At 34.0% G+C, this 20,299-nt stretch carries 21 protein-coding genes; all 21 read right to left on the minus strand.

Features of this window, described 5'->3' with window-relative positions:
• Positions 1-3: 3 nt before the first annotated feature.
• On the minus strand, positions 4-1,521 hold the full coding sequence (locus ABEB31_RS10235) for a phytoene desaturase family protein (protein ID WP_347051528.1): 1,518 nt from the start codon (positions 1,519-1,521) through the stop codon (positions 4-6).
• Positions 1,521-5,201, minus strand: coding sequence for an MMPL family transporter (locus ABEB31_RS10240; RefSeq protein ID WP_347051530.1), 3,681 nt, complete (start codon positions 5,199-5,201; stop codon positions 1,521-1,523). Before ABEB31_RS10240 ends, ABEB31_RS10235 begins: the two co-directional genes overlap by 1 nt.
• A 95-nt stretch (positions 5,202-5,296) precedes the next feature.
• Positions 5,297-6,475 (minus strand): DUF2062 domain-containing protein, encoded by a 1,179-nt coding sequence (locus tag ABEB31_RS10245; protein WP_347051532.1) that lies wholly within the window; start codon positions 6,473-6,475, stop codon positions 5,297-5,299.
• Between the two features lie 17 nt (positions 6,476-6,492).
• A complete protein-coding gene (locus ABEB31_RS10250) occupies positions 6,493-6,978 on the minus strand; it encodes a hypothetical protein (RefSeq protein WP_347051534.1) in 486 nt (161 codons plus the stop codon).
• The gene (locus ABEB31_RS10255; RefSeq protein WP_347051536.1) at positions 6,975-7,352 is read right to left on the minus strand and encodes an ApeI family dehydratase; all 378 of its coding nucleotides are present in this window, start codon (positions 7,350-7,352) and stop codon (positions 6,975-6,977) included. The genes ABEB31_RS10250 and ABEB31_RS10255 overlap by 4 nt, the downstream gene beginning before the upstream one ends.
• A gap of 12 nt (positions 7,353-7,364) precedes the next feature.
• A complete protein-coding gene (locus ABEB31_RS10260; protein WP_347051538.1) occupies positions 7,365-7,979 on the minus strand; it encodes an outer membrane beta-barrel protein in 615 nt (204 codons plus the stop codon).
• A complete protein-coding gene (locus ABEB31_RS10265; RefSeq protein ID WP_347051540.1) occupies positions 7,979-8,569 on the minus strand; it encodes a porin family protein in 591 nt (196 codons plus the stop codon). Before ABEB31_RS10265 ends, ABEB31_RS10260 begins: the two co-directional genes overlap by 1 nt.
• A gap of 33 nt (positions 8,570-8,602) precedes the next feature.
• On the minus strand, positions 8,603-9,238 hold the full coding sequence (gene lolB2, locus ABEB31_RS10270; RefSeq protein WP_347051542.1) for a flexirubin biosynthesis protein LolB2: 636 nt from the start codon (positions 9,236-9,238) through the stop codon (positions 8,603-8,605).
• Positions 9,204-9,830 carry a flexirubin biosynthesis/transport protein LolA2 gene (lolA2, locus tag ABEB31_RS10275; protein ID WP_347051544.1) on the minus strand — a complete coding sequence of 209 codons (627 nt, stop codon included), beginning with the start codon at positions 9,828-9,830 and terminating at the stop codon, positions 9,204-9,206. Before lolA2 ends, lolB2 begins: the two co-directional genes overlap by 35 nt.
• A 104-nt stretch (positions 9,831-9,934) precedes the next feature.
• A complete protein-coding gene (locus tag ABEB31_RS10280; RefSeq protein ID WP_347051546.1) occupies positions 9,935-10,711 on the minus strand; it encodes a polysaccharide deacetylase family protein in 777 nt (258 codons plus the stop codon).
• Positions 10,708-11,772, minus strand: a complete 1,065-nt coding sequence (locus ABEB31_RS10285; RefSeq protein ID WP_347051548.1) for a beta-ketoacyl synthase N-terminal-like domain-containing protein — start codon at positions 11,770-11,772, stop codon at positions 10,708-10,710. Before ABEB31_RS10285 ends, ABEB31_RS10280 begins: the two co-directional genes overlap by 4 nt.
• Positions 11,772-12,971, minus strand: coding sequence for a beta-ketoacyl-[acyl-carrier-protein] synthase family protein (locus ABEB31_RS10290; RefSeq protein WP_347051549.1), 1,200 nt, complete (start codon positions 12,969-12,971; stop codon positions 11,772-11,774). The genes ABEB31_RS10285 and ABEB31_RS10290 overlap by 1 nt, the downstream gene beginning before the upstream one ends.
• A 163-nt stretch (positions 12,972-13,134) precedes the next feature.
• Complete coding sequence (locus ABEB31_RS10295; protein ID WP_347051550.1) at positions 13,135-13,392, minus strand: phosphopantetheine-binding protein; 258 nt, start codon at positions 13,390-13,392, stop codon at positions 13,135-13,137.
• Between the two features lie 2 nt (positions 13,393-13,394).
• Complete coding sequence (locus tag ABEB31_RS10300; RefSeq protein WP_347051551.1) at positions 13,395-14,009, minus strand: 3-oxoacyl-ACP synthase; 615 nt, start codon at positions 14,007-14,009, stop codon at positions 13,395-13,397.
• A complete protein-coding gene (locus ABEB31_RS10305) occupies positions 14,006-15,010 on the minus strand; it encodes a virulence RhuM family protein (RefSeq protein ID WP_347051552.1) in 1,005 nt (334 codons plus the stop codon). Before ABEB31_RS10305 ends, ABEB31_RS10300 begins: the two co-directional genes overlap by 4 nt.
• 4 nt (positions 15,011-15,014) lie before the next feature.
• Complete coding sequence (locus ABEB31_RS10310) at positions 15,015-16,154, minus strand: beta-ketoacyl synthase N-terminal-like domain-containing protein (protein WP_347051554.1); 1,140 nt, start codon at positions 16,152-16,154, stop codon at positions 15,015-15,017.
• Positions 16,155-16,209: 55 nt separating this feature from the next.
• Positions 16,210-16,752, minus strand: a complete 543-nt coding sequence (locus tag ABEB31_RS10315) for a hypothetical protein (RefSeq protein ID WP_347051555.1) — start codon at positions 16,750-16,752, stop codon at positions 16,210-16,212.
• Between the two features lie 52 nt (positions 16,753-16,804).
• Positions 16,805-17,254, minus strand: a complete 450-nt coding sequence (locus tag ABEB31_RS10320) for an acyl-CoA thioesterase (protein ID WP_347051557.1) — start codon at positions 17,252-17,254, stop codon at positions 16,805-16,807.
• A complete protein-coding gene (locus ABEB31_RS10325; RefSeq protein WP_347051558.1) occupies positions 17,229-18,512 on the minus strand; it encodes an ABC transporter permease in 1,284 nt (427 codons plus the stop codon). Before ABEB31_RS10325 ends, ABEB31_RS10320 begins: the two co-directional genes overlap by 26 nt.
• Positions 18,502-19,200: an ABC transporter ATP-binding protein gene (locus tag ABEB31_RS10330; RefSeq protein WP_347051559.1), complete on the minus strand. Its 699-nt coding sequence runs from the start codon at positions 19,198-19,200 to the stop codon at positions 18,502-18,504. Before ABEB31_RS10330 ends, ABEB31_RS10325 begins: the two co-directional genes overlap by 11 nt.
• Before the next feature lie 64 nt (positions 19,201-19,264).
• Complete coding sequence (darG, locus tag ABEB31_RS10335; protein ID WP_347051560.1) at positions 19,265-20,299, minus strand: type II toxin-antitoxin system antitoxin DNA ADP-ribosyl glycohydrolase DarG; 1,035 nt, start codon at positions 20,297-20,299, stop codon at positions 19,265-19,267.

The raw sequence follows: 20,299 nt of genomic DNA on the forward strand, positions 1-20,299 counted from the left end.
TGCTTATTCAGAGGCTTTTTTAATTTTTTCCAGCAAGTATTCTTTTCCTACAATTTCAGAACAGGTTAAGACCGCTCCAATTGTAACTCCCAGAACACCATGCATACTAATACTTTGGCCTGTAAGATAAAGATTTTCTAACTTAGTTTTAGTCGGAATTAAAGTTTTCATCGGATTATTGGAATCTTTAACATAACCGTACATATTTCCGCTGTCGCCGCCAATGTAATCGCGATACGAAAGTGGAGTAGAAGTGTGAACCGATTTTATGCAGTCTTTAATTCCGGGAAATTTTTTTTCGATCTCTTCTAAAAAGATTTTGGCTTTTTTAGTCTTAAAATCCTCATAGCTTTCCCCTCTGTCATTTTCGTCAAAAGTAGTGTTATAAGTATCTTTCCAGGATTTGACATCTTCATATTTCATGTACGTTAAAAACGTCATTCCGTCTGCCCATTCCTCCTCCTTTTTTGACGGACTCATAGAGGCCATAAAAGTTTTCGGCCATGAGTTTTCGTCATAATCATAAGCGCTCCAAACATCGTTACTGCTTTTAAAATGGTAGTAATTATGATTGATGTATTTAAAGGATTTGGGTTTGAAAACAATATAAAGACTAAAAGCAGAAAGTACACCTTCTAAATTTTGAATCCTGTTGAAAAATGGTTTTCTGAAGTTTTCCTGTCCGGCTATTTTCAAAGTTGTTTTGGGTTCAATATTCGAAACAAAGAGCTTTCCAGAAACTTCGGTTCTGTCTTTCATTCGCGCAAGATTCACTTTATGATTTTCTACTTCAAGCTTAACGACTTCTTTGTGTTTGAAAAATTCTCCGCCGTATTTTTTGAGTTGTTTTAAAAGTTGCTTTGTAATCTGACTTCCGCCATTTACGCAACGCCAGGAACTTTCTATATAAGAGTTGACAATTAAGGCATGAACGTAAAATGGCGATTTATCTGCGATGCCGGCATAAAGAAAATTAGAGCCAGCCAAAACGCTTTTCAGTTTTTCATTTTGCGTAAAAGCATCTATTGTTTCTTTCGCGTTAAGCGTTAAAATCTCATCATCGTATTTTCCCTGGGATTCTAAATTGTAAAGTGGAAAATTTTGACACACTTCCTGAATTTTTTTACAATACTTTTCGAGATTTTCTTTCTCCCCCGGAAAATAGGGAATCAGTTGTTTTACAAAATTTTCAAAACCCTGCGCATGCGGATATTCTGTTTGATCGTCTTCAAAAGAAATAATATCAAAACCATTTTCATCTAATTTTCTCAGCTTTAAATGATCCATTATTCCAATATAATTGAAATATTTGTGCAGATTCTGGCCTTCACCTAAACCTCCGATGTAATGAATTCCGGTATCAAAAATAGTTTTATCGCGAACAAAAGTCTGCAGATTCCCGCCGTACTGATTGTTTTTTTCGAGTACACAAACGCTGTAGCCTTCTTTTGCCAGAATCACGGCAGAAACTAATCCACCTAAGCCGCTGCCAATAATGACTACATCATACTCTTTTTTCATTACTTTTTCTTTAAAATGATTAACGAATTTTCTTCAGAAATAATTTCAAAATTCAAATTAGCGAAATAATTTATTAAATTAGAAGAATTTACTAAAATGACAGAAGAAACGTTTGCAACTATTCTTTCAATTTCATCTTTAAAACTTTCATCAGAAATTATCAGCATATCATAATGCTGCTGTAATGCAGATTCTATTTGGCTCAGATAAACAATTTTTCTCTTTTTTAGAAAATAATTTGTTTTGGCAATAGATAATTTTTCTTTATCATTTATAAAAGAAAATATTTTTCGCTGCGGCTCCTGCAGAGCCAGAAGAACATCCAGCTGTCCGTAATCATTTCCAAAATGCAATATTTTAGCTTTTGGATCAATGCATTTATTTAGATTATAATAGGTTTCGAGATTTTGTCTCAAATCTTTTTTCACACTGTTTCCGACTTCAATTTCTTTGTAATCGTAACTGGAAATTACCATGTTTTTAAAATAATCCGGACCTTCAAGTTCCTGACGGGTTTTGCGATATTCATTTTTAAACCATGCACTAATTTGTTTGGTTCTTTCGGTGTAATTATTTCCATAGGAAAGATCATTTACCGTAATTCTTTTTAAGATTGAAACTGTAAGCGAGCTGTGATGAATGACGAAATCGCCTTTCGGAATTGCTTCAGAAGCACCATGAATTATCACAGGAATTATATCGAGATTAAATTCTTCGGCAAGGAAAAAAGCACCTTTATGAAATCTTTTTACCACATTATTTTCTGAGCGGGTTCCTTCCGGAAAAACCATTAAAGAATAACCCTCATCGACTTTTTTGCGCAAATGCTCAACACCACCTTCAATACCTTCAGAAACAGGGTAAAATCCTGCCTTTCTAACAATTCCGCCAAAAATAGGAGAATTATAAACCCAGTCGCTTACCAGAAAAATAATTTTTGGACTCAGCATTCCGATGACCAGAATATCGATAAACGAAGAATGATTTGCAATGATGACAGCAGGTTTTTTGAAATCCTCATTAAAATTATTAATGATTTTTTTTCTAATAAACGGATTGGTGTACAATACCGATTTCATTAGTTTTGAAACCACATATCTGAAACCTTTCATTTTTGTTTTTCCGTCAAGCGGAATAATGGGCATAATCGTAAAACTGAAAATTGACATTACAATTCCGCTCAAACCGTAATAGAAAAACGAAATGACGCCATGAATAAAAGTTCGCAATTGAAAAGGCGGATTTCCTTTTTTTGATCTGTTGGAGATAAATATCTTAAATAGACTTGGATAAAATATAAAGGTAATAATGAGCGCTGCAAAAACTCCAATTAAAGAAACCGACGAAATGGAAGTAAGGGCGGGATGTTGCGCAAAAATCATGGCGCCGATTCCGAGAATTGTCGTGATTACCGCCAAAATTATGGAGGTTCTGTAAATGGCAATTTCATTTTTTCCGTCGGTATATTCTTTTTGGAGTGCGCTGGTCATGAAAATACTAAAATCGACACCGTGACCAAAAATCAACGTGCAGACAATCATGCTGAAAATATTCATCTGAATACCAAAAATGCCCATGATTCCTGCGGTTACAATTCCCGTAAGGGCAATTGGAATGCAGCTTACAATTACCAATTCGATTCTGCGGAAAAAGAAAAACAAAATTAAAATCACCGCTACGAAAGAATAATTAACAAGAGAATTAAAATCGGTTTTCAGGGTACTGAAAAACGTCTCGTTCATTTGCTGACGATCGATTGCAATGATGTTTTCTTTTGCGGAAGCTGATTTTACAAAAGCATCGCGCTGTTGCGGAGCCACCTTTACTAAAGTGGAAATCGTATAAAAACCATTTTTTTCGGTTACAAATTCCTGTAATTGTAAAGCCTGAATCTTTAAATAGTCTTGTGCCGAAATGGGTTTAAAATCAAAATCTAAATGTTCAAAAAAGGCCTGGTAAGTTGTAGGTTTAAATCCAAGTTTTTCTCCTTCAGAAATTAACTGAGATTGCAAAAGCTGTTTTTTTTGCGGAGTCCAGAAGGAATTCCATTTTTCTATTTTTTGCTGCTGCTGTTTTTGCGAAAGCATAATGCCGCCAACAGAACTGAAATTCAGGATTTTGTTTTGTTGTTTTGCTGCAGATAAATCTGAGAAAAGCTGGCTGTTGTGCTGCAAAACTTCTTCCATACTTTTTCCGTAAGAAGCCACATAAATAGTTTTGGACGTTAAACTGGTACTTTCTTCCAGTTGTTTTTCGGCGGCTTTTATTTCTTTTGGAACAAAATTTAATTGAGATAAATCATTATTAAATCCAACGTCATTATAAGTAAAGCAACAAATAATAGTTATAATGACGCAAAAAGCAATTAAGAATTTATTATTGTGAAAAGAAAAATGCGCCATTTTATCGATTACATTTTTCTTATGTTCCGCGGGATTTTCTTTTGGTTGGTATAAATGAGGAATAATTAAGAGCGAGAAAATCGCCGATGCCATAACGATAACGGCGGCAAAAATTCCGAGGTCATTAAGCGCATCAGATTTTACAAAAAGCAGACATAAAAACGCAACTGCCGTTGTAGAACTGCTCATAATTACGGGCATTGTAATGTCTTTGTATAATGTTTTTACATCGCTGTTGTGCTTGTAATGCGTTAATATATGAATGGAATAATCGATTGTGATTCCCAGTAAAATAGATCCAATTCCGAGTGAAATTGCCGAGATCTGTTCTCTCACAAAATATAAAAATGCCACGGCAAATAATCCTCCAAAAACGGTTGGAAGAAAAATAATAAGCGGAATTAATACTTTTCTGTAAAATAAAATCAGAATCAACATCAGCGTAAACATCGCTATGGAGGTCGTCAGAATAATATCGCTTTTAATCTGATTGGCATTTGCAACAGCAATTAATGCCGAACCAAAATAACTAACAGAGGTTTTTCCTTTAAATTTCTGATTTAAATTTTCCTGAATTGATTTTAGTTTTTCTGCAAAAAGGGTATTTTTTTCTGTTTCACTTGACGGAATATTTGATGTAATAAAAAGCAGCAATTTCTTTTTGTCTTTGGTCATTACGAAACCATTATCGAGGATAAAATCGTCACCAATATTTAATTGCTGTAATTTTTTTAAGGCAATAAACGAAATCCCAAACGGATCCTGAAGTATAAAATCTTTAGTTACAAATCCGGAAGGGGAAATTATCGATTTGTAATTGCCCTGCACGGTCGCTTCAATACTGTCTTTTTGAATTTTCTGCTGTATGTTTTGATAATCTTTATCAGTAAGAAAAAGCGGCAGATTATGGTAGACAAAATCAATGGTTTGCTGAATATTTTCTTCATCGATTTTTCCCTGGATTCCTGTTATATAAGGTTTGCAGGATTGTGAAACGCTGTCTGAAAATACGGTTGCCATTGCTTTTAAATCTTCGGCAGAACCATTTTTTTCCAGTTTGAAAATTACGGTTGTTTTGTCGGCAAAATTCAGTTGCTTTAGCACTTTTGCCGTCACATCGGTTTTATCGTTGGTTGGAATAAGTTTGGTAATGTCTTCTTCAAATTTTAATCTTGAAGCAAAAAAGCCAAACACCAAAAGCATCAGTACAGCCAAAAGAACCGATAGAGATTTTCTTCGATTTACAAACAAATGAATGGCGTAGAAATATTGATGCATAATTTTCGATTAAATTTTTTCAGCCACAAATTCACGAATTTATTTTTAATTAAATATTATTAATTCGTGAATTCGTGGCGAATCGACACAGAATTTTATTCTTTACGTATTTTGGAAAAAGCCGTTAAAAGCAAATAACTTACGAAGCCGACAACTAATGCAGAAACGGTTGCTAAAATAAGACTTCCAACGATATATTGGGCGGCATTTTTCTGAATATCATCAAATGTCATGGAACTGTCTAAAATTAACGGGGCATCAGAAGAAACAAAATAACTTCCCATTTTTAAAGAACCATAAATTATAAACGGAATAAAAGGAGGAAAACTAACATTTGAAGACAGGTAAGCAATAACTTTATTCAGCCTGAACAAAGCAGCAAATGCAAAAAGTAAGATGGTTTGAAATCCCCAAAATGGCGACATACCGATAAAAATTCCCAAAGCAATAGCAGCCGACTTTTTGAAATTAGAATCTTTGCTTTCTAAAATATCTTCAAGAAAGAATTTTTTAAAACCTTTTTTTTTTGCTCTTCTAAAAAAATCCCGGGGCTTTATATACAATAAAGCATTGGTAACCAAAACGGTATTTAAAATACTAATTCGGGTAAAATCCTGAAAAGGACGAAAATGAGAAACACGTTCGGCGGGATCATATAAAACCTGAACGGGAACATTTTTAACAACAATGCCTTTCCAGGCAGAACGCACGATTACTTCGATTTCAAATTCAAATTTGTTAGTAAAGAAAACCTTCGGAATTAATCGCAAAGGATATAATCTGAAACCGGATTGTGTATCGTCCAGTTTAATTCCGGTCTCGAATTTAAACCAGAAATTGGAAAATTTGTTCCCGAAACTGCTTTTTCTCGGAACATTTTCCTGAGTCATGTTACGGCTTCCAATTAAAAGAGAATGTGGTTCCTTGTAGATTTCTTCCAAAAAAACTAAAATATCCTCGGCAAAATGCTGACCGTCAGAATCTATTGTAATGGCGTATTCAAAGTTTTTTTCAATTGCTTTTCTAAAACCATTTCGCAGCGCTCTTCCTTTTCCTCTGTTTTTAGGATGATGGATCTGAGTAAGCTGCGAATATTGTTTTAAAATATCGGTGGTTTCATCTGTAGAACCGTCGTTGACAATAATAATGTCTGATGTGTAATTTAAAATAGAATCCAGCACTCTTTTCAAAGTTTTCTGGTTATTGTAGGTTGGAACAATAACGCAAAACGAAATTGAAGTAAGTAATTCTTCCTTTGATAAAGTAGGTTTCATTATAATTTTTCTTCGGCTTATTTTACAAACTGTTTCTCTTTTTCGGAGAAACTTTTAGATTGTAAAACAAAGTCTTTTAGATAATCTTTCAAAGCACCACTTTGCGCTTTGTAATAAGCGGTAATAAATTTTTTATCTTCTTTAATATTTTTTTTATAACCTGTTATACCTGGTACATCTTCCTGAATACTTAGTCTGATCATTCGCATTTCAATATTGCCCGGATCACTTTTTATCGTTGCTTCCAGAAGTTTTGCACCTTCTTTAAAACGTTCGATCTTCTGGCCTATTTTCTTTTCAAATTTGGAATCTACTAAAATGGAGGCTGCTTTATAAGCCACCAGAATTTTTTCTTCATTGTTGCCAATTCCGGCCAGTTTGTCTGTAAATTCTTTTGCGTTTGTTTCTGATTTCGCAACATCAGGATACATTTTTCGGATAGTGGCCAGATCTGGATTTCCGATAAAATTTATCCATAAAAGTAAGGATACGAGTAATTTCATAATGATAATTTTTTATACACATTGCTTAATTTCAAAGCTGTGGTTTCGTTAAAATAGGTGGTGTTTTTCACCTTTACCAAACCGTCTTCTGTGGTTGTAATGTCAAGTTCTAAAAGAAGTTCCGGATTAACTTCGGGGTTAATTAATGCCATGAATTTTACATTAGACAAAGTCTCAATCATTAATGAACTTTCGGTAATAGATTCTGTCAGTTCTTTAATAATCTGTATCATGCAAACGCCCGGCATAATCGGATTTCCAGGAAAATGTCCATTAAAAACCTCATGATCGGCATTAACTAATATACGAATTTTATATTTAGAATCCTCCGTTTTATCGTTGGAAAGTACTTTGTAAAAGTCTTTTAGAAGCATATTTTTAATTTTTTATTTCACATCAAAAGAATATGAAACACCTATTTGAAAATTAATATTGGTATTATAATCACCAAATAAATAGTGATCATTAGAATCGTTATGATAGTAATCGCTGTCGAGAATATCTAAAAAACCTTTTTTAAATCGGGCTTCAAAAGCAAGGCCGGAAGGCATTCGGTAACTCATACCCACATTAAACGCAAAGTCATTATTGGTCTTTCTGATTACTAAATTATCCTGTAAAGCCACATCTAAACTTGGTCCGAATAAAACCTGAAATCCCTGGCCAAATGTAAATTTGCTCATCATAGAAAGAGATAAATAATTCAGTTTTAAATCCTGATAAACAACATTGTTCGTTTCTGTAACCGGATCGTAATAATTTCGGGCCACATTATTAGATCCTTGTTTTACGTACGTAATTTCAGGCTGAAGTGCATAGCGTCTGGTTAAATTAATCTCGCCAAAACCACCAATATAAAATTCAGGTCTGTAATCGGCATGCATTTCTGAAATAGTAGATAATGACAAACCGCCTCTTAAACCCGGTTTAAAATTTACCTGTGCCTGAAGATTTGCAAGCGTAAAAAAGCAAACCAAAAAGAATGCTGATTTTGAACGCATTATTTTACGTTAAAAGTGTAACTGATTCCGATTTGAAAAACCTGATTTAAGATTACATCATCGTAATAATAATCATTGTCATAACCGTCGTATCCGTAAATGTCAACCAATCCTTGTTTGATTCTGGCTTCAAAAGTCAAACCGTTTGGTAAAGTATAACCAACACCTCCAACTATTGCTAAGTCAAATCCTTCAGGATCAGAATTAATGTAGTTATCGCCCACTTTTACATCCAGAGAAGGTCCTGCCAAAACATGAAATCCTTTACCCTGAAAATTAAATTTAGCGACTGCTCCAAACGTTAAATAGTTTAATTCATAATCTATGCGACGGGAACTGCCATTGTCAAAATATTCTCTTCCTTCGTCACCTTGTCTGGAATACGTTACCTCTGGCTGTAATGAGAAAAATTTGTTGAATTTAATATCAACCAATCCTCCAACATAAAAGTCGGTTTTACTGCTATTATCTTCAATATTAGTTAAAGTCGAAACGTTTAAACCGCCTCTAAGTCCGGGACTAACTCGTACCTGAGCCTGTGTGTTGATTGCGGCAAATAAAACAAATGCAATTAAGGTTAGTTTTTTCATCTTTGATTAGTTTAATTTATTTTTGGTTTAATTTTATTCTGATTTAAAGTAATTCAGCTCAATTTTTAACTTGATGTTTTGATGGACAATCTGAATCTTCTCGGCAAAAATATTATTTTCTGAGTTGAAAAACAGCGTAAATTTTTCTTTTGTTTTGGATGAATGAACGATCTTCTCTAATTTCTGATCTTTTTTAGAAATGAAAATATAATTATCACGTTTGCCGTCTTTCGATTTATAAATTTCTGAAGCTTCATTTTCATATTGTCCCTGAATCTGATATTCCTTTTTCAAAAGCAGTCTGAAATCTTCTTTTAAAGTATTAATCAATATTTTTCGGTCTAATTCTGAAACAATAGAATTGACTTTAAAATCGTTTTCAGAGATTTCGAAATCCATTAATTTGTTACCAAATTCGGTTGTAAAAACAATTCGGTGTTTGGTGTCGCTTATTTTTTTGGCAATAAAAATTCCCGATAATTCATTACCATAAACGCTAATATTGGTCTTATAAACGTAATCTGTTTTTGAATCTGAAAAATACGGAACCGTATAAGACGTTTTGTCTAATTTTTTAGGCGTATAATTTTTAGTGACCGGTCCGCAGGAAATTACGAACAAAGCCACAAAACAATTAATTAGTAAAAACTGAATCGTCGATTTTTGCATTGATCACTTTGTTTTTAAGTACAATTCGGGTAAAATCTTCAGAAGACTCCAAAAGTTTTACCTGAACCACAGTTGCTTCTTCCTTGTCAAAAGTCAGTTCAATTTGTTTGATGTATTTTTTGAGAGCAGCATCTTTAGGAACAAATTTTGCCAGATTCTGACCTTTTAATTTGAAATACGAAATTGTAAATTCTTTGTCATCAAACATATTTCCGCTTACGCTTCCTACGATTAATTTATTAATTCTTGCAAAGATTTTGCTGTTTCCAATATCAACGGCACTTTTCTTTCCTTCGTCGTTAATCAGGATTTTTCCATTTTTAAATGTAATGCTGTAATTGTATGGTTTTTTATATTGCCACTGCAAAAGTGCCGGTTCTTTAAAAATCATTTTTCCTGATGTCTCTATATCTTTCGACAAAAAATCTAAATGTTTATACTGAACAAAATCTGTACTCAGGGTTTTGATTTTTTTGGCCACCACATTTACATCTTCTTTAAAAGCTGCGATTTCTACAGCAGACATTTTTTGTTCCTGAGCGAATAAACTGCCTGAGATAAATAAAATTAAGAGTGCTATTTTAGTTTTCATTTTTTTAGAATTATGCTTTAAAATGTTTTGCCACAGATTATTTTATTCAATAAAGTATATAAAAAATCCAATTTTATCCGCGTTTTCGCGAAACCGAATCCGTATCAACTTTCATAAGCTTTAAGATTCAAAAGTTCTTCGATCGAAACGACCTGATATTTATTTTGCTGTAAAAATTGCAAAAACTGTTCCAGGACCAAAACAGAGTGAGATCCTGTATCGTGCAAAAGTACAATTCCGCCGGGAGAAACACGATTTAGAATGCGATTCAAAATTAATTCCTGATTTTTTGTTCCGCCGTCAAGCGAACGAATATTCCAGCCGATCACTTTATGTCCGGTTTTTTCTAAAGCCCGTCTTATCGAAGGCGTTGTAACTCCGTAAGGTGGACGGAAAAAGTTTATTTTTTTGAAAGTAAGTTTTTCCAGAAGAGCATCTGTTTGCTGAATTTCTGCTGTTATTTTTCCGGCATTATAAAAATCAAAAAATTTAGAATGAGAGTAGGAATGGTTTCCAACCAAATGACCATCTTCGATAACTTTTTGAATAATTTCAGGGTGCTTTTCAATATTTTTTCCAATACAGAAAAAAGTTGCTTTTGCATTGTATTTTTTCAGAAGTTCCAAAATTTCCAGGGTAAATGGAGTTGGACCATCATCAAAAGTAAGAGCAATTTTTTTTTCTGTTTCTAAAGGATTATGACAGAAAGCTTTTACGTGATAATTGGAAGAAATCCTTGCAGAACCAAAAGCATTTATTCCGATCCAGATTAAAACAATTCCGATAAACCATACGATATTAATTGCTGTATAAAAGTTTAGAAGAAACATTACAAGCAACAATACGATAAAGAAAATCGAAATGTTTTTGTGCGTTATCATTTTGAAAGTAACGTAAAACTATGATTTTTTCCGTTTAACTGATTGTATAGTAGAATCGTATGATAAGCTGGTTTTGTAACCGAATTTATTTTTACAATTTCAGGAATATCTTGTGTCTTTAAAATTTTAGCCGCCATCCAAAGCGCAAATGCCGATGCAGTATCATATTCGCCCGAAAGGTGTTTGTAATATAATTGCGGAGTTTCTGCGAAAGCATTTTCACCTAAAACCCTGTAATAATTCTCGAAAGAAATATTTCCGTCATAACCCAAAACAATAGCATCAACATCTGAAATGGATAAATGATTGGTTTTTAAAAATGAAATTACAGCATTCTGGACTTCATTTTCATACAGTGTATTTACTATTTCAACATCCAAAAGCTGAGCGTAAGTGGTATCTTTTTTTTCATTTTCTAAAACAAAAAAACTGGCACCTTCTCCGTAAACAGCACCGCTTGTACCAGAAGTTAAGACATCATAGGGAGCAGCATTATCTTTTTTAATTCGTCCGTTTAGTTTGAAAAGGGCAGTGGTATATTCTCCGTTTTCATCCACGCCGCCCACTAAAATAGAATTGGCTTCGTCTTCTTCAATTTGCATTTTAGCATCAATCAAAGCCGATTCAAAAGAAACTGCGCCATTCACGTAAGTAAAATTGTACCCTTTACATTGCTGTAAAAGAGCAATCTGCGCGCCAACCGTATTGTGAGTCGATTGTATAAAAGAAGTCGGAGTTAAAAATTCTTCGTTATTATCTAAAATGCTTTTCAGGAATTTTTCAGAATCTTCAATGCATCCTAAACCGGTTCCGGTTATAATGGCATCAACGTTTTCTACATTGGCATCTTTCATCGCCAAGGCTGAAGCTACAATTCCGTTTTTTACACCTTTTGCCATTCTTCGGCTTGCGGCAGGGGAAATATATTCTTTATACGCCGGCGGAATGATTGCCAGCACATTTTCGTCATGATTGACAATGGCTTCTTCCAAAAAAACGGTATCAAATGTTTTTTGAGTCGAAATACAGCCTACTCCATTTATATATGTTTTTTTTGCCATTAGCTTTTTGAAAATATAAGGGTTGAACAATTTCCTCCAAATCCAAAAGAGTTAGAGAGCACATGTTCGATGGTTTTATTTTTTAAGGCAGTCTGCGGTTTCAAATCAAATTCTTCCATCGGAACTTCAAAATTCAGATTTGGATAAACCACATTATTCTGAATCGCCAAAACGCTGTAAACGGCTTCAATTGCAGCTGCTGCCGCTAAAGTATGGCCTGTAAAAGGTTTTGTCGAACTAAAATCAGGAACTTTTTCGTCTCCGTAAATTCGCTTTATAGCACGACCTTCAGACAAATCATTATTGGGAGTTGCTGTGCCGTGTACATTGATATAGTCAATATCCGAAGGATTCAAACCAGAAACTTCAAATGCTTTTTTCATTGCCAGATAAGCGCCGTCACCATTTTCTGAGGAAGCGGTCTGGTGAAAAGCGTCATTGGCATTTCCGTAACCGGAAACTCTCGCCAGCACTTTTTTATTTTGTTTTGCTACAATTTCATCTGATTCTAAAACCAGATAGGCAGCTGCTTCTCCAAGATTTAAACCTTTTCTTTCGTTGTCAAACGGTTTGTTATAATCGTCGGATAAAATCATTAAAGTTTTAAATCCGTTGATGGTGAATTTGGCCAATGCATCAGCTCCGCCCACAATTACACGATCCAGTTTTCCGGTTTTAATTAATCTTGCACCAAGCATAATTGAGTTTGCCGCAGATGAACAAGCCGTACTAATGGTAGTTACCAATCCTTTGAGACCTAATTCTTCGGCAATTTTATCAGCAACATCGCCACCGTCATGACAGGTAATGTATTTTACCAATTCCGGTTTTTCGAAATAATCGTAATAATGTTTTTCAGTCATGTCCATTCCGCCCACACTTGTAGCTGAAATCAATCCGGTTCTGAATTCATTAATGGCAGAAATACCGGCATTTTCAACAGCTTGTTTTGCTGCCAAAGTACCAATCATTGCTGTTCTGGAGAAATTATTGGTTTCGTCCAGATGCAATTCTGCTATAAGTTCCTCATTTGTTTTTTTTATTTCGCCCACTTTAATCGCATTTGCATGAATGGTCGAAATATTTTGAATTTGAGCAACGCCGATTTTATTTTCGATTAACGAGATATAGTTTTCCTCAACCGTATTTCCGATTGCAGAAACAATTCCCATTCCCGTTATGGCAACACCTTTTGTCATTTTAGATTTCTGATTTTAGATTAAACTTTGCGTCTTCGCGTCTTTGCGAGCAAATTTCACAGTTAAGAAAAAAAACTTGTGATTTAATCTCGCAAAGTCGCTGAGTCGCCAAGTTTTCTAAACCTTTTTTAGTTTAGCAATTCTTTGACAAAGCTTAAGTAAATTACTTAGTTCTGTTAGCATCAATATACGCCGCCATAGTTTCGATTGACTGAAAAATAGACTTTCCTTCTTTCGGGTCAACTAATTTAATTCCGTAGTCTTTATCTAAAATTACGATTAATTCTAAAGCATCAATCGAGTCTAAACCTAAACCGTCTCCAAACAAAGCATCGTTGTCTGCGATATCTTCTACAGCAATATCTTCCAGGTTAAGAGTCGTTATAATTTTATTTTTTAATTCTAATTTTAATGCTTCCATGCTTATTTTTTATATAATGTATTGATAGTTTCGTTTTTAAATTTCGAATTTTCTTCGGTTCCGATGATGCAAAGAAAAGCTTTATAATTGTCATTAAAAAGTTCTGTCCAGCCGCACAAAACTTTTTCTGCTTTATTTGTGTTTAACAATATTCTCGAATAGTTAAACATAAATTCGGTATTGAAAGCATCAAATATAAAGAAAGTATTCTCACTTTTCAGCTGATGACGGATACTTATTTCACCCAGGCAGATATTTGGCAGTGTATAGACAAAAACCGCCGGACTCGGAAAATAGTTTTCTTTATCAGAAATAGATTCCTGATGTTTTACATCCGTATCTAAACTCGAAGATTTATTGGCCAAAACCAAAGCGATGTTGTTTTCTGAATTTTCCTTCACAATCGGATTCAAAAGCAGTTCTGCACCCAAAAAAGCCAGTTTGCTCAAAGGATCCATTTTGAAAAATTTAGGATACTGAATTTCAAAATGACGCAAAGCTTGTTTGGAGAAATCACCAAAATCGGTTGGTTCAATTTTGAATACAGATTCGCCGTTGAAAACAATTTCGTTGTTTTCGATTTGGATATAGGATTGTATGTAGGTTTTTTGAGTCATTTTTTCTTTCCTAATTTTTTCACTTCTTTATCAAAATCAGAAATTATTTTTTGAGTTTTATTAAACTCATCATATTCATTTATAGCTTTTTTATCTGCCTGAAGTTTTGAAATTTTGCCTTTTCCTTCTAAAATTTTATATTCGTTAAAAGAAAGAAATTTATTAACACTTGTTGCTAGTTGTTCCATCGTGAAAGTATTTTCTCTTTCAATTAAACTTTCGATGTAGTCAAAATACCCTGTAACAGTTCTTTCTAATTGAGTAATTTCTTTTTCATGTAAATAATTTTTAGCAACAATTACATCAGATTTTATAATTCTTCCGTCGGGAGCGTTTTTCCAAGAAGTCAATCCCATATTGTCTTTTGCTTTATCAGCATTATTGAAAATTATTTCTGCGGCAGTATTTCCTGTTATAGCAAAATGAAATTTATTTTGAACTAGAGCATAAAAGTTCTTCGTTATCTCTGAATTTTTATCATAATCAATACTGCATTCAGCGAAAATATCGCTTACCTGCTGATAGATTCTGCGCTCGCTTGCACGAATAGAGCGAACTCTGCGTAATAACTCTTTGAAATAATCTTTACCAAAAGCAGTTTGTCCCTGTTTCAGACGCTCATCATCTAAAACAAATCCTTTAATAATAAATTCTTTTAAGGTTTGAGTTGCCCAAATTCTAAATTGAGTTGCTTTTGTAGAATTTACACGATAACCAACCGAAATTATGGCATCGAGATTATAAAATTTTTGATTTCTGGAAACCTGTCGAGTACCTTCGAATTGAACTTGTAAGATTTCCTTACAAGTTGAATTTTCTTGCAATTCTTCAGACTCAAAAATATTTTTTAAATGTAATGTAATATTTTGTGGTGTTGTGTCAAACAGCTCACTCATAGCTTTTTGTGTAAGCCATAAGTTTTCATCCTTTACAATAACATCAACCCTAACTTTGCCATTAGGATTATCATAAATAAGAAATTTAGTTTCGTTATTTTCCATCTTTTTACCTCACTTTCTCAAAAACCACAGCCGTATTACAACCTCCAAAACCGGAAGCTGTTTTCAAAAAGAAATCAATATTGGCTTCTTTGTTTTTCTCAATTACATTAATATTTTCGCTGACACCGATTTCATCAAAACCTTTCGATTCAAAAAGTGTATTGCTGTTTACAGATTCAATTGCAATTACCGTTTCCAATAATCCCGAAGCGCCAAGTGTATGACCGTAAAAACCTTTTAAACTATTTAGCGGAACTTTTTGAAGATCTAATCTTCCAAAGGCAATCGCTTCCATTTCGTCATTAAACGGAGTTGCAGTTCCGTGTGCGGAAATATAGTCGATTTTTTGAGCTTCAATCTGGGCTTCTTTTAAGGCATTTTGAATACTTAAAAACAACCCTTCACCAGTTCTTGAAGGACCAGAAATATGATTGGCATCGTTGATCGAACTGTCTCCAAGTACTTTTATTTTTGCGTTTTTGGCTTCCGCCGAAAGTAAAACAGCTGCCGTTGCTTCGCCCAAACTTACTCCGGTTCTGTTTTTAGAATACGGTTTACATGGCAAATCGCTCATCGCCTGAAAAGCATTAAAACCAGACAAAACAAATTCTGATACTTCGTCGCCGGCGACCACAAAAACATGATCATACAATTCAGACTGAATCATTCTTTTGGCAACTGAAACGGCTAAAATTCCCGAAACGCAGGCATTTGAAACCACAATTGGATGGGTTTGAAATTCGAAGAAATTAGCAACGTTTTTTGCTAAAACATCTAAATGAGCATTGTTAAAACTTTCTTCTGAATCGTCTTTTAAAGCCGTAACATTTCCTTTTGTAGTAGAGAGTATAAATCCGGTTTTTGAGTTTAAGGCAACTCCTGAATTTTTGACAATCGGCTCCAGAGCTAAAATCATCATTTTTTCTAAACGGGAATATTTGGTTTCAGAACTAATTTCCGCGAAAGCGTTATTTATTTTTTCATCATTTATAATCGAAGAATAAAATGCATTCGGCATTAAAGAAATATCATTGTGAAGCTGAATTCCCGAGTCGCCGCGAAGAATTGCTTCGATGTTGGCTGCTACATCAAAACCTAATGGCGTGATACAATTTGTTTCTGTTATGTATATTTCTCTTAACATCTATGATTTTATTCTGATTTTTCTATTCCCACTAAATTGATGAATTTAAAGTGTTTTAGTTGTATTCTTTAACATCATCTATCAGAAAAGATTTTCCTGACTTTATGACTTTAATATCTCTTTTGTAATCTGCCTTAGCGTCGGTATCACTTATTACAACTTCAAAAATATAACTATCCTTGTTTTCTGATAATAAATTACATTTCGTAACCTCAATTTTTCCCCAATCCTGTGCTGATATTAAAAAACCACCTATACCGGCATATTTTGTGTCATATTTATTCTTCCACTTATTTTCAAATTCTTCCTGTGTCATTGAAATATCGGTATCCATTTCGACGTTTGTGGCCTCACTTTTATATTCCTCATACGTTTTGGTTGTAATACCGGACATCTCGGAAATATCGTTTTTAAAATAAGTCAGAATGGTTTCTACTAACCATTTTTTTGCCATTTCAGATTCACTGTTTCCCTGATTTATTTCTTTTTTCTTTATTTTAGTATTTGATTTTTCAGGAAGTTGCTCTTTTTTTGCTGCTTCCTTTTGACAGGAAACCGAACATAAAACAACTAAAAGAAGAATTAAGGTTTTATTCATAATTGGTTTGAGTTTTTAATTATTTTTAGAAATATAGAATGAGAATTATATATTATTTTAAAAGACCTACTTTTCTTTTCCATTCCTCATAAAAAGGCGGATTTGTCAGCATTAAATTTCCTTCTTTATCCAAAAAAACCTGAACTGTTTCTCCGGTACAGGCTACTTCTCCTTTGTCATCCAAAATCTTAAAACGGTAAATCATCTTTGCCGCCGGTGTGTCAACGACTGTGGTTTCTATGGTTACAACATCGCCGTAACGCAGAGACAATTTATGCTCGCAGGTCGATTTTACAATTGGAGTAGTGTAGCCGGTTGCGGCAATGTCCAGATAGGTTAATCCGTGCTGGCGTCCAAAAGCTTCTCTTCCATCTTCAAAATAGGTAATATAATTTCCGTGCCAAACGATTCCAAGCGGATCTGTTTCGTTAAAACGAATCCTGATTTCATGTGTAACGGTTAAGTCGGTAGCCTCGTTAAACTGCTCTTTTCTTTTTATCATAAAATAATGCGATGGAAGTTGTAATAATGAAAAACAAAAATAATAAACTCATTTTTGGAATAATTTCGAAGAAGGAAACGTTGCGCAATAAAACATCGTAAAAACCTTCGAGCCCCCAATTCATAGGAGAAGATCTGGCTATAATTTGCATGATTTTTGGCATTGCAAAAACCGGGACCCAGACACCGCCAATGGCAGCTAAAATAAGCACACTTGTTGCGCCAAAAGGAGCAGACTGTTCCTGAGTGCTGGCAACGGTTCCCAGTAAAATTCCGAAGCCGATCGCGGCAAATCCTGAAAATAAAGCCACGATACTGGTCATAATCAAATGCCCTTCGATGTTTAAAGAAGGAAGTCCGATGTGCGGGAATAAAAATACGGCAACCGCAACCATCATATAAAACTGAATCATACAAATGATGGAGTATGTAATTGTTTTTCCTATAATGACAACCAGATTTGAAACCGGATTGGTTCTTAAGCGAACAAAAGTTCCCTGCGTTTTTTCTTTTACGATATTGATAGATAACGGAATAACAATAAAAAAGATCGCAAAAAGCGTCCAGGCCGGAACATTATGTTGTACCGAGTTTGGAAGAACTTCTTTATTATTAATTTTGGGAATAATTTCTTTGAAGGTGATAAAACTTTTTTGCTCAAAATTGGTTGTTCCTTCGCCAAGCTGATTTTGAAAAGTGGTGTAAATCGATTTGGTTTCAATCTGAGAAATCATTTTATCGATTGAATTCATCACGGCATTTTTAAAACTCATCTGAACCGCCGGATCAAAATACAATTTTACTTCTTTTTCTTTAATAACTCTTTGCTGTTCATTGGTCGCAGTGCTGTCTGTTAAACCCAAACTGCTGACAATTTTTTCGACGTTCTGATCGACTTTCGCCTGTAAATCTGAACTTAAATTTTGCGGAATTATAATGGCCAGTTGAAATTTTCCTTTGTAAACATTTTCTTTGGCGATTTGTTCTGTAACCGTTTTATTGTCAATTTGTGTCACAACCGTGAATAAATTGCTTTTTTCTAAATTTTCAAAAACCGTTTTCGAAACAGAACCTTTGTCGTTGTCCACCAAAAGAATCTGAATTTTAGAATCAGTCACTGCCTTAAAAGTGCTGTCCTGAATTAAAGTTACGGTGATCACCAAAACCAAAGGCATGACAAACAGTATAATCAGTCCGCCTAGATCTCTTTTCAGTAAAAGAAATTCTTTTACTACCGACATCCAAATCTTATACATCATCTCGCAACGCTTTTCCGGTTAATGAAATAAATACATCTTCGAGATTTCGGGCATCTTTTACAGATTCAATCAATGCAGACGGCGTAGCCTGAGCATAAATCTGACCCTGATCTAAGATGGCAATATCGGTGCAAAAATCTTCGGCTTCAGCCAAATGATGCGAAGTATAAATAATAGTGGTTCCGCTTTGGTTTAGGGCTTTCAGATAATCAATAATGGCGGTTTTAGAATGTACATCAACACCAACGGTTGGTTCATCCAAAAATAAAACTTTAGGTTTATGCAGAATTCCGGCAATCAGATTGACACGGCGTTTCATTCCGCCAGAAAAAGTGGAAACCGGTTTATCGGCAAACTTTAACAGACCCAAAAGATCTAGTGCTTCTATAACTTTGTCTTTTAAATCGGCACCTTTTAAACCGTTCATGCTTCCAAAATACTGCAGATTTTCTCTGGCAGTTAATGTGGGATATAAGGCATATTCCTGAGGAACTACACCGATTATTTTTTTTATTTTTCTGGAATGATTCGCATAACTCAAACCATCGATTGTAAAACTTCCCGATGTGGGTTTTACCAGTCCGCAAAGCATGGAAATCAAAGTGGTTTTTCCGGCCCCGTTTGGACCTAATAATCCAAAAATCTGTCCTTCGTTTATTTGTAATGAAACATTGTTCAAAGAATACATTTCTGCATTTTTGTACTGTTTCGAAAGGGATTCTATTTGAATGATGCAATTGTTCATTTATTACTTAGGCAAGATGTTTTTGAATATTTTGCATGGCTATAGTAATAAATTTAGGATTTGTAAATAGTGTTTTTTTTCTATCGCTCCATTTTTCTAAATAGAGGACAATTTCATTTACAGATTTAGTATTTTTTTCAATGATAATGAAGTCAATAGTAGAAAGTAATTCTAGCCCAAAATCAGCATAAAAACCAGATAAAAAAGCTTTTGTTTTTTTTACAATGTCATTATATCTTTTATTCTCATTGTTCTCCAGATATTCATTTACATCTTTCTCCGCATCTAGCATTATTCCCAATTCATCAAACGGTTTTTTATCTTTAGAACTGTAGCCTGAAATATAACTTCCATTTAGATAATACAATACATGTTTTACTTTTCCAGAATAAGGACCATAAAAATTTGGCTGAAACTCCAATTTAAATTCTTCTTTAGCTCCAAACCTTTGCAAAAAATAAGCAATTTTTTCAGATGTAAATTCGGAAACAAATTCACCATTCTTTACTAAGTCATATAAAACAGATAAAAGCATTGCTCGTGCAGGAGTTAATTTTACTCTTTCTTTTTTTAATACTTCCAAAACTGTCGAATTTGGCTGATAGATAAAAATTTTAGAATCAATACCTTCTAAATATTTCTCCATTAGAATTTTCACTTTGTTCCAATCTAATCCACCATTTCCCGCTCCAAGAGGAGGTATAGCAATTGATTTAATCTTTTTTTCTTTCACTATTTTAACAAGATCTTTCAAGCCCGCTTCTATATACTCATACTCAGAAGGTTTTCTCCAATCTGCTTTAGTTGGAAAATTTATTATTATTTTTTTTCCTCCTAATAAAGAAATTTCTTCGGTAACAAACATTTTCCCAATTTGAACTTCTTTTAATTTACAAGCATTCTTATATAATTTATAGTTATTGGGATATTGATTTTTAAACTGTAATGCAATGCCTTTACCCATCACACCTACGGTATTTACTGTATTTACTAAAGCTTCTGCTTCGCTTTCTAATAAATTGTCGTTTCTATATTGTATCAT

The sequence above is a fragment of the Flavobacterium olei genome (assembly GCF_039749035.1).
Lineage (GTDB): Bacteria > Bacteroidota > Bacteroidia > Flavobacteriales > Flavobacteriaceae > Flavobacterium > Flavobacterium olei.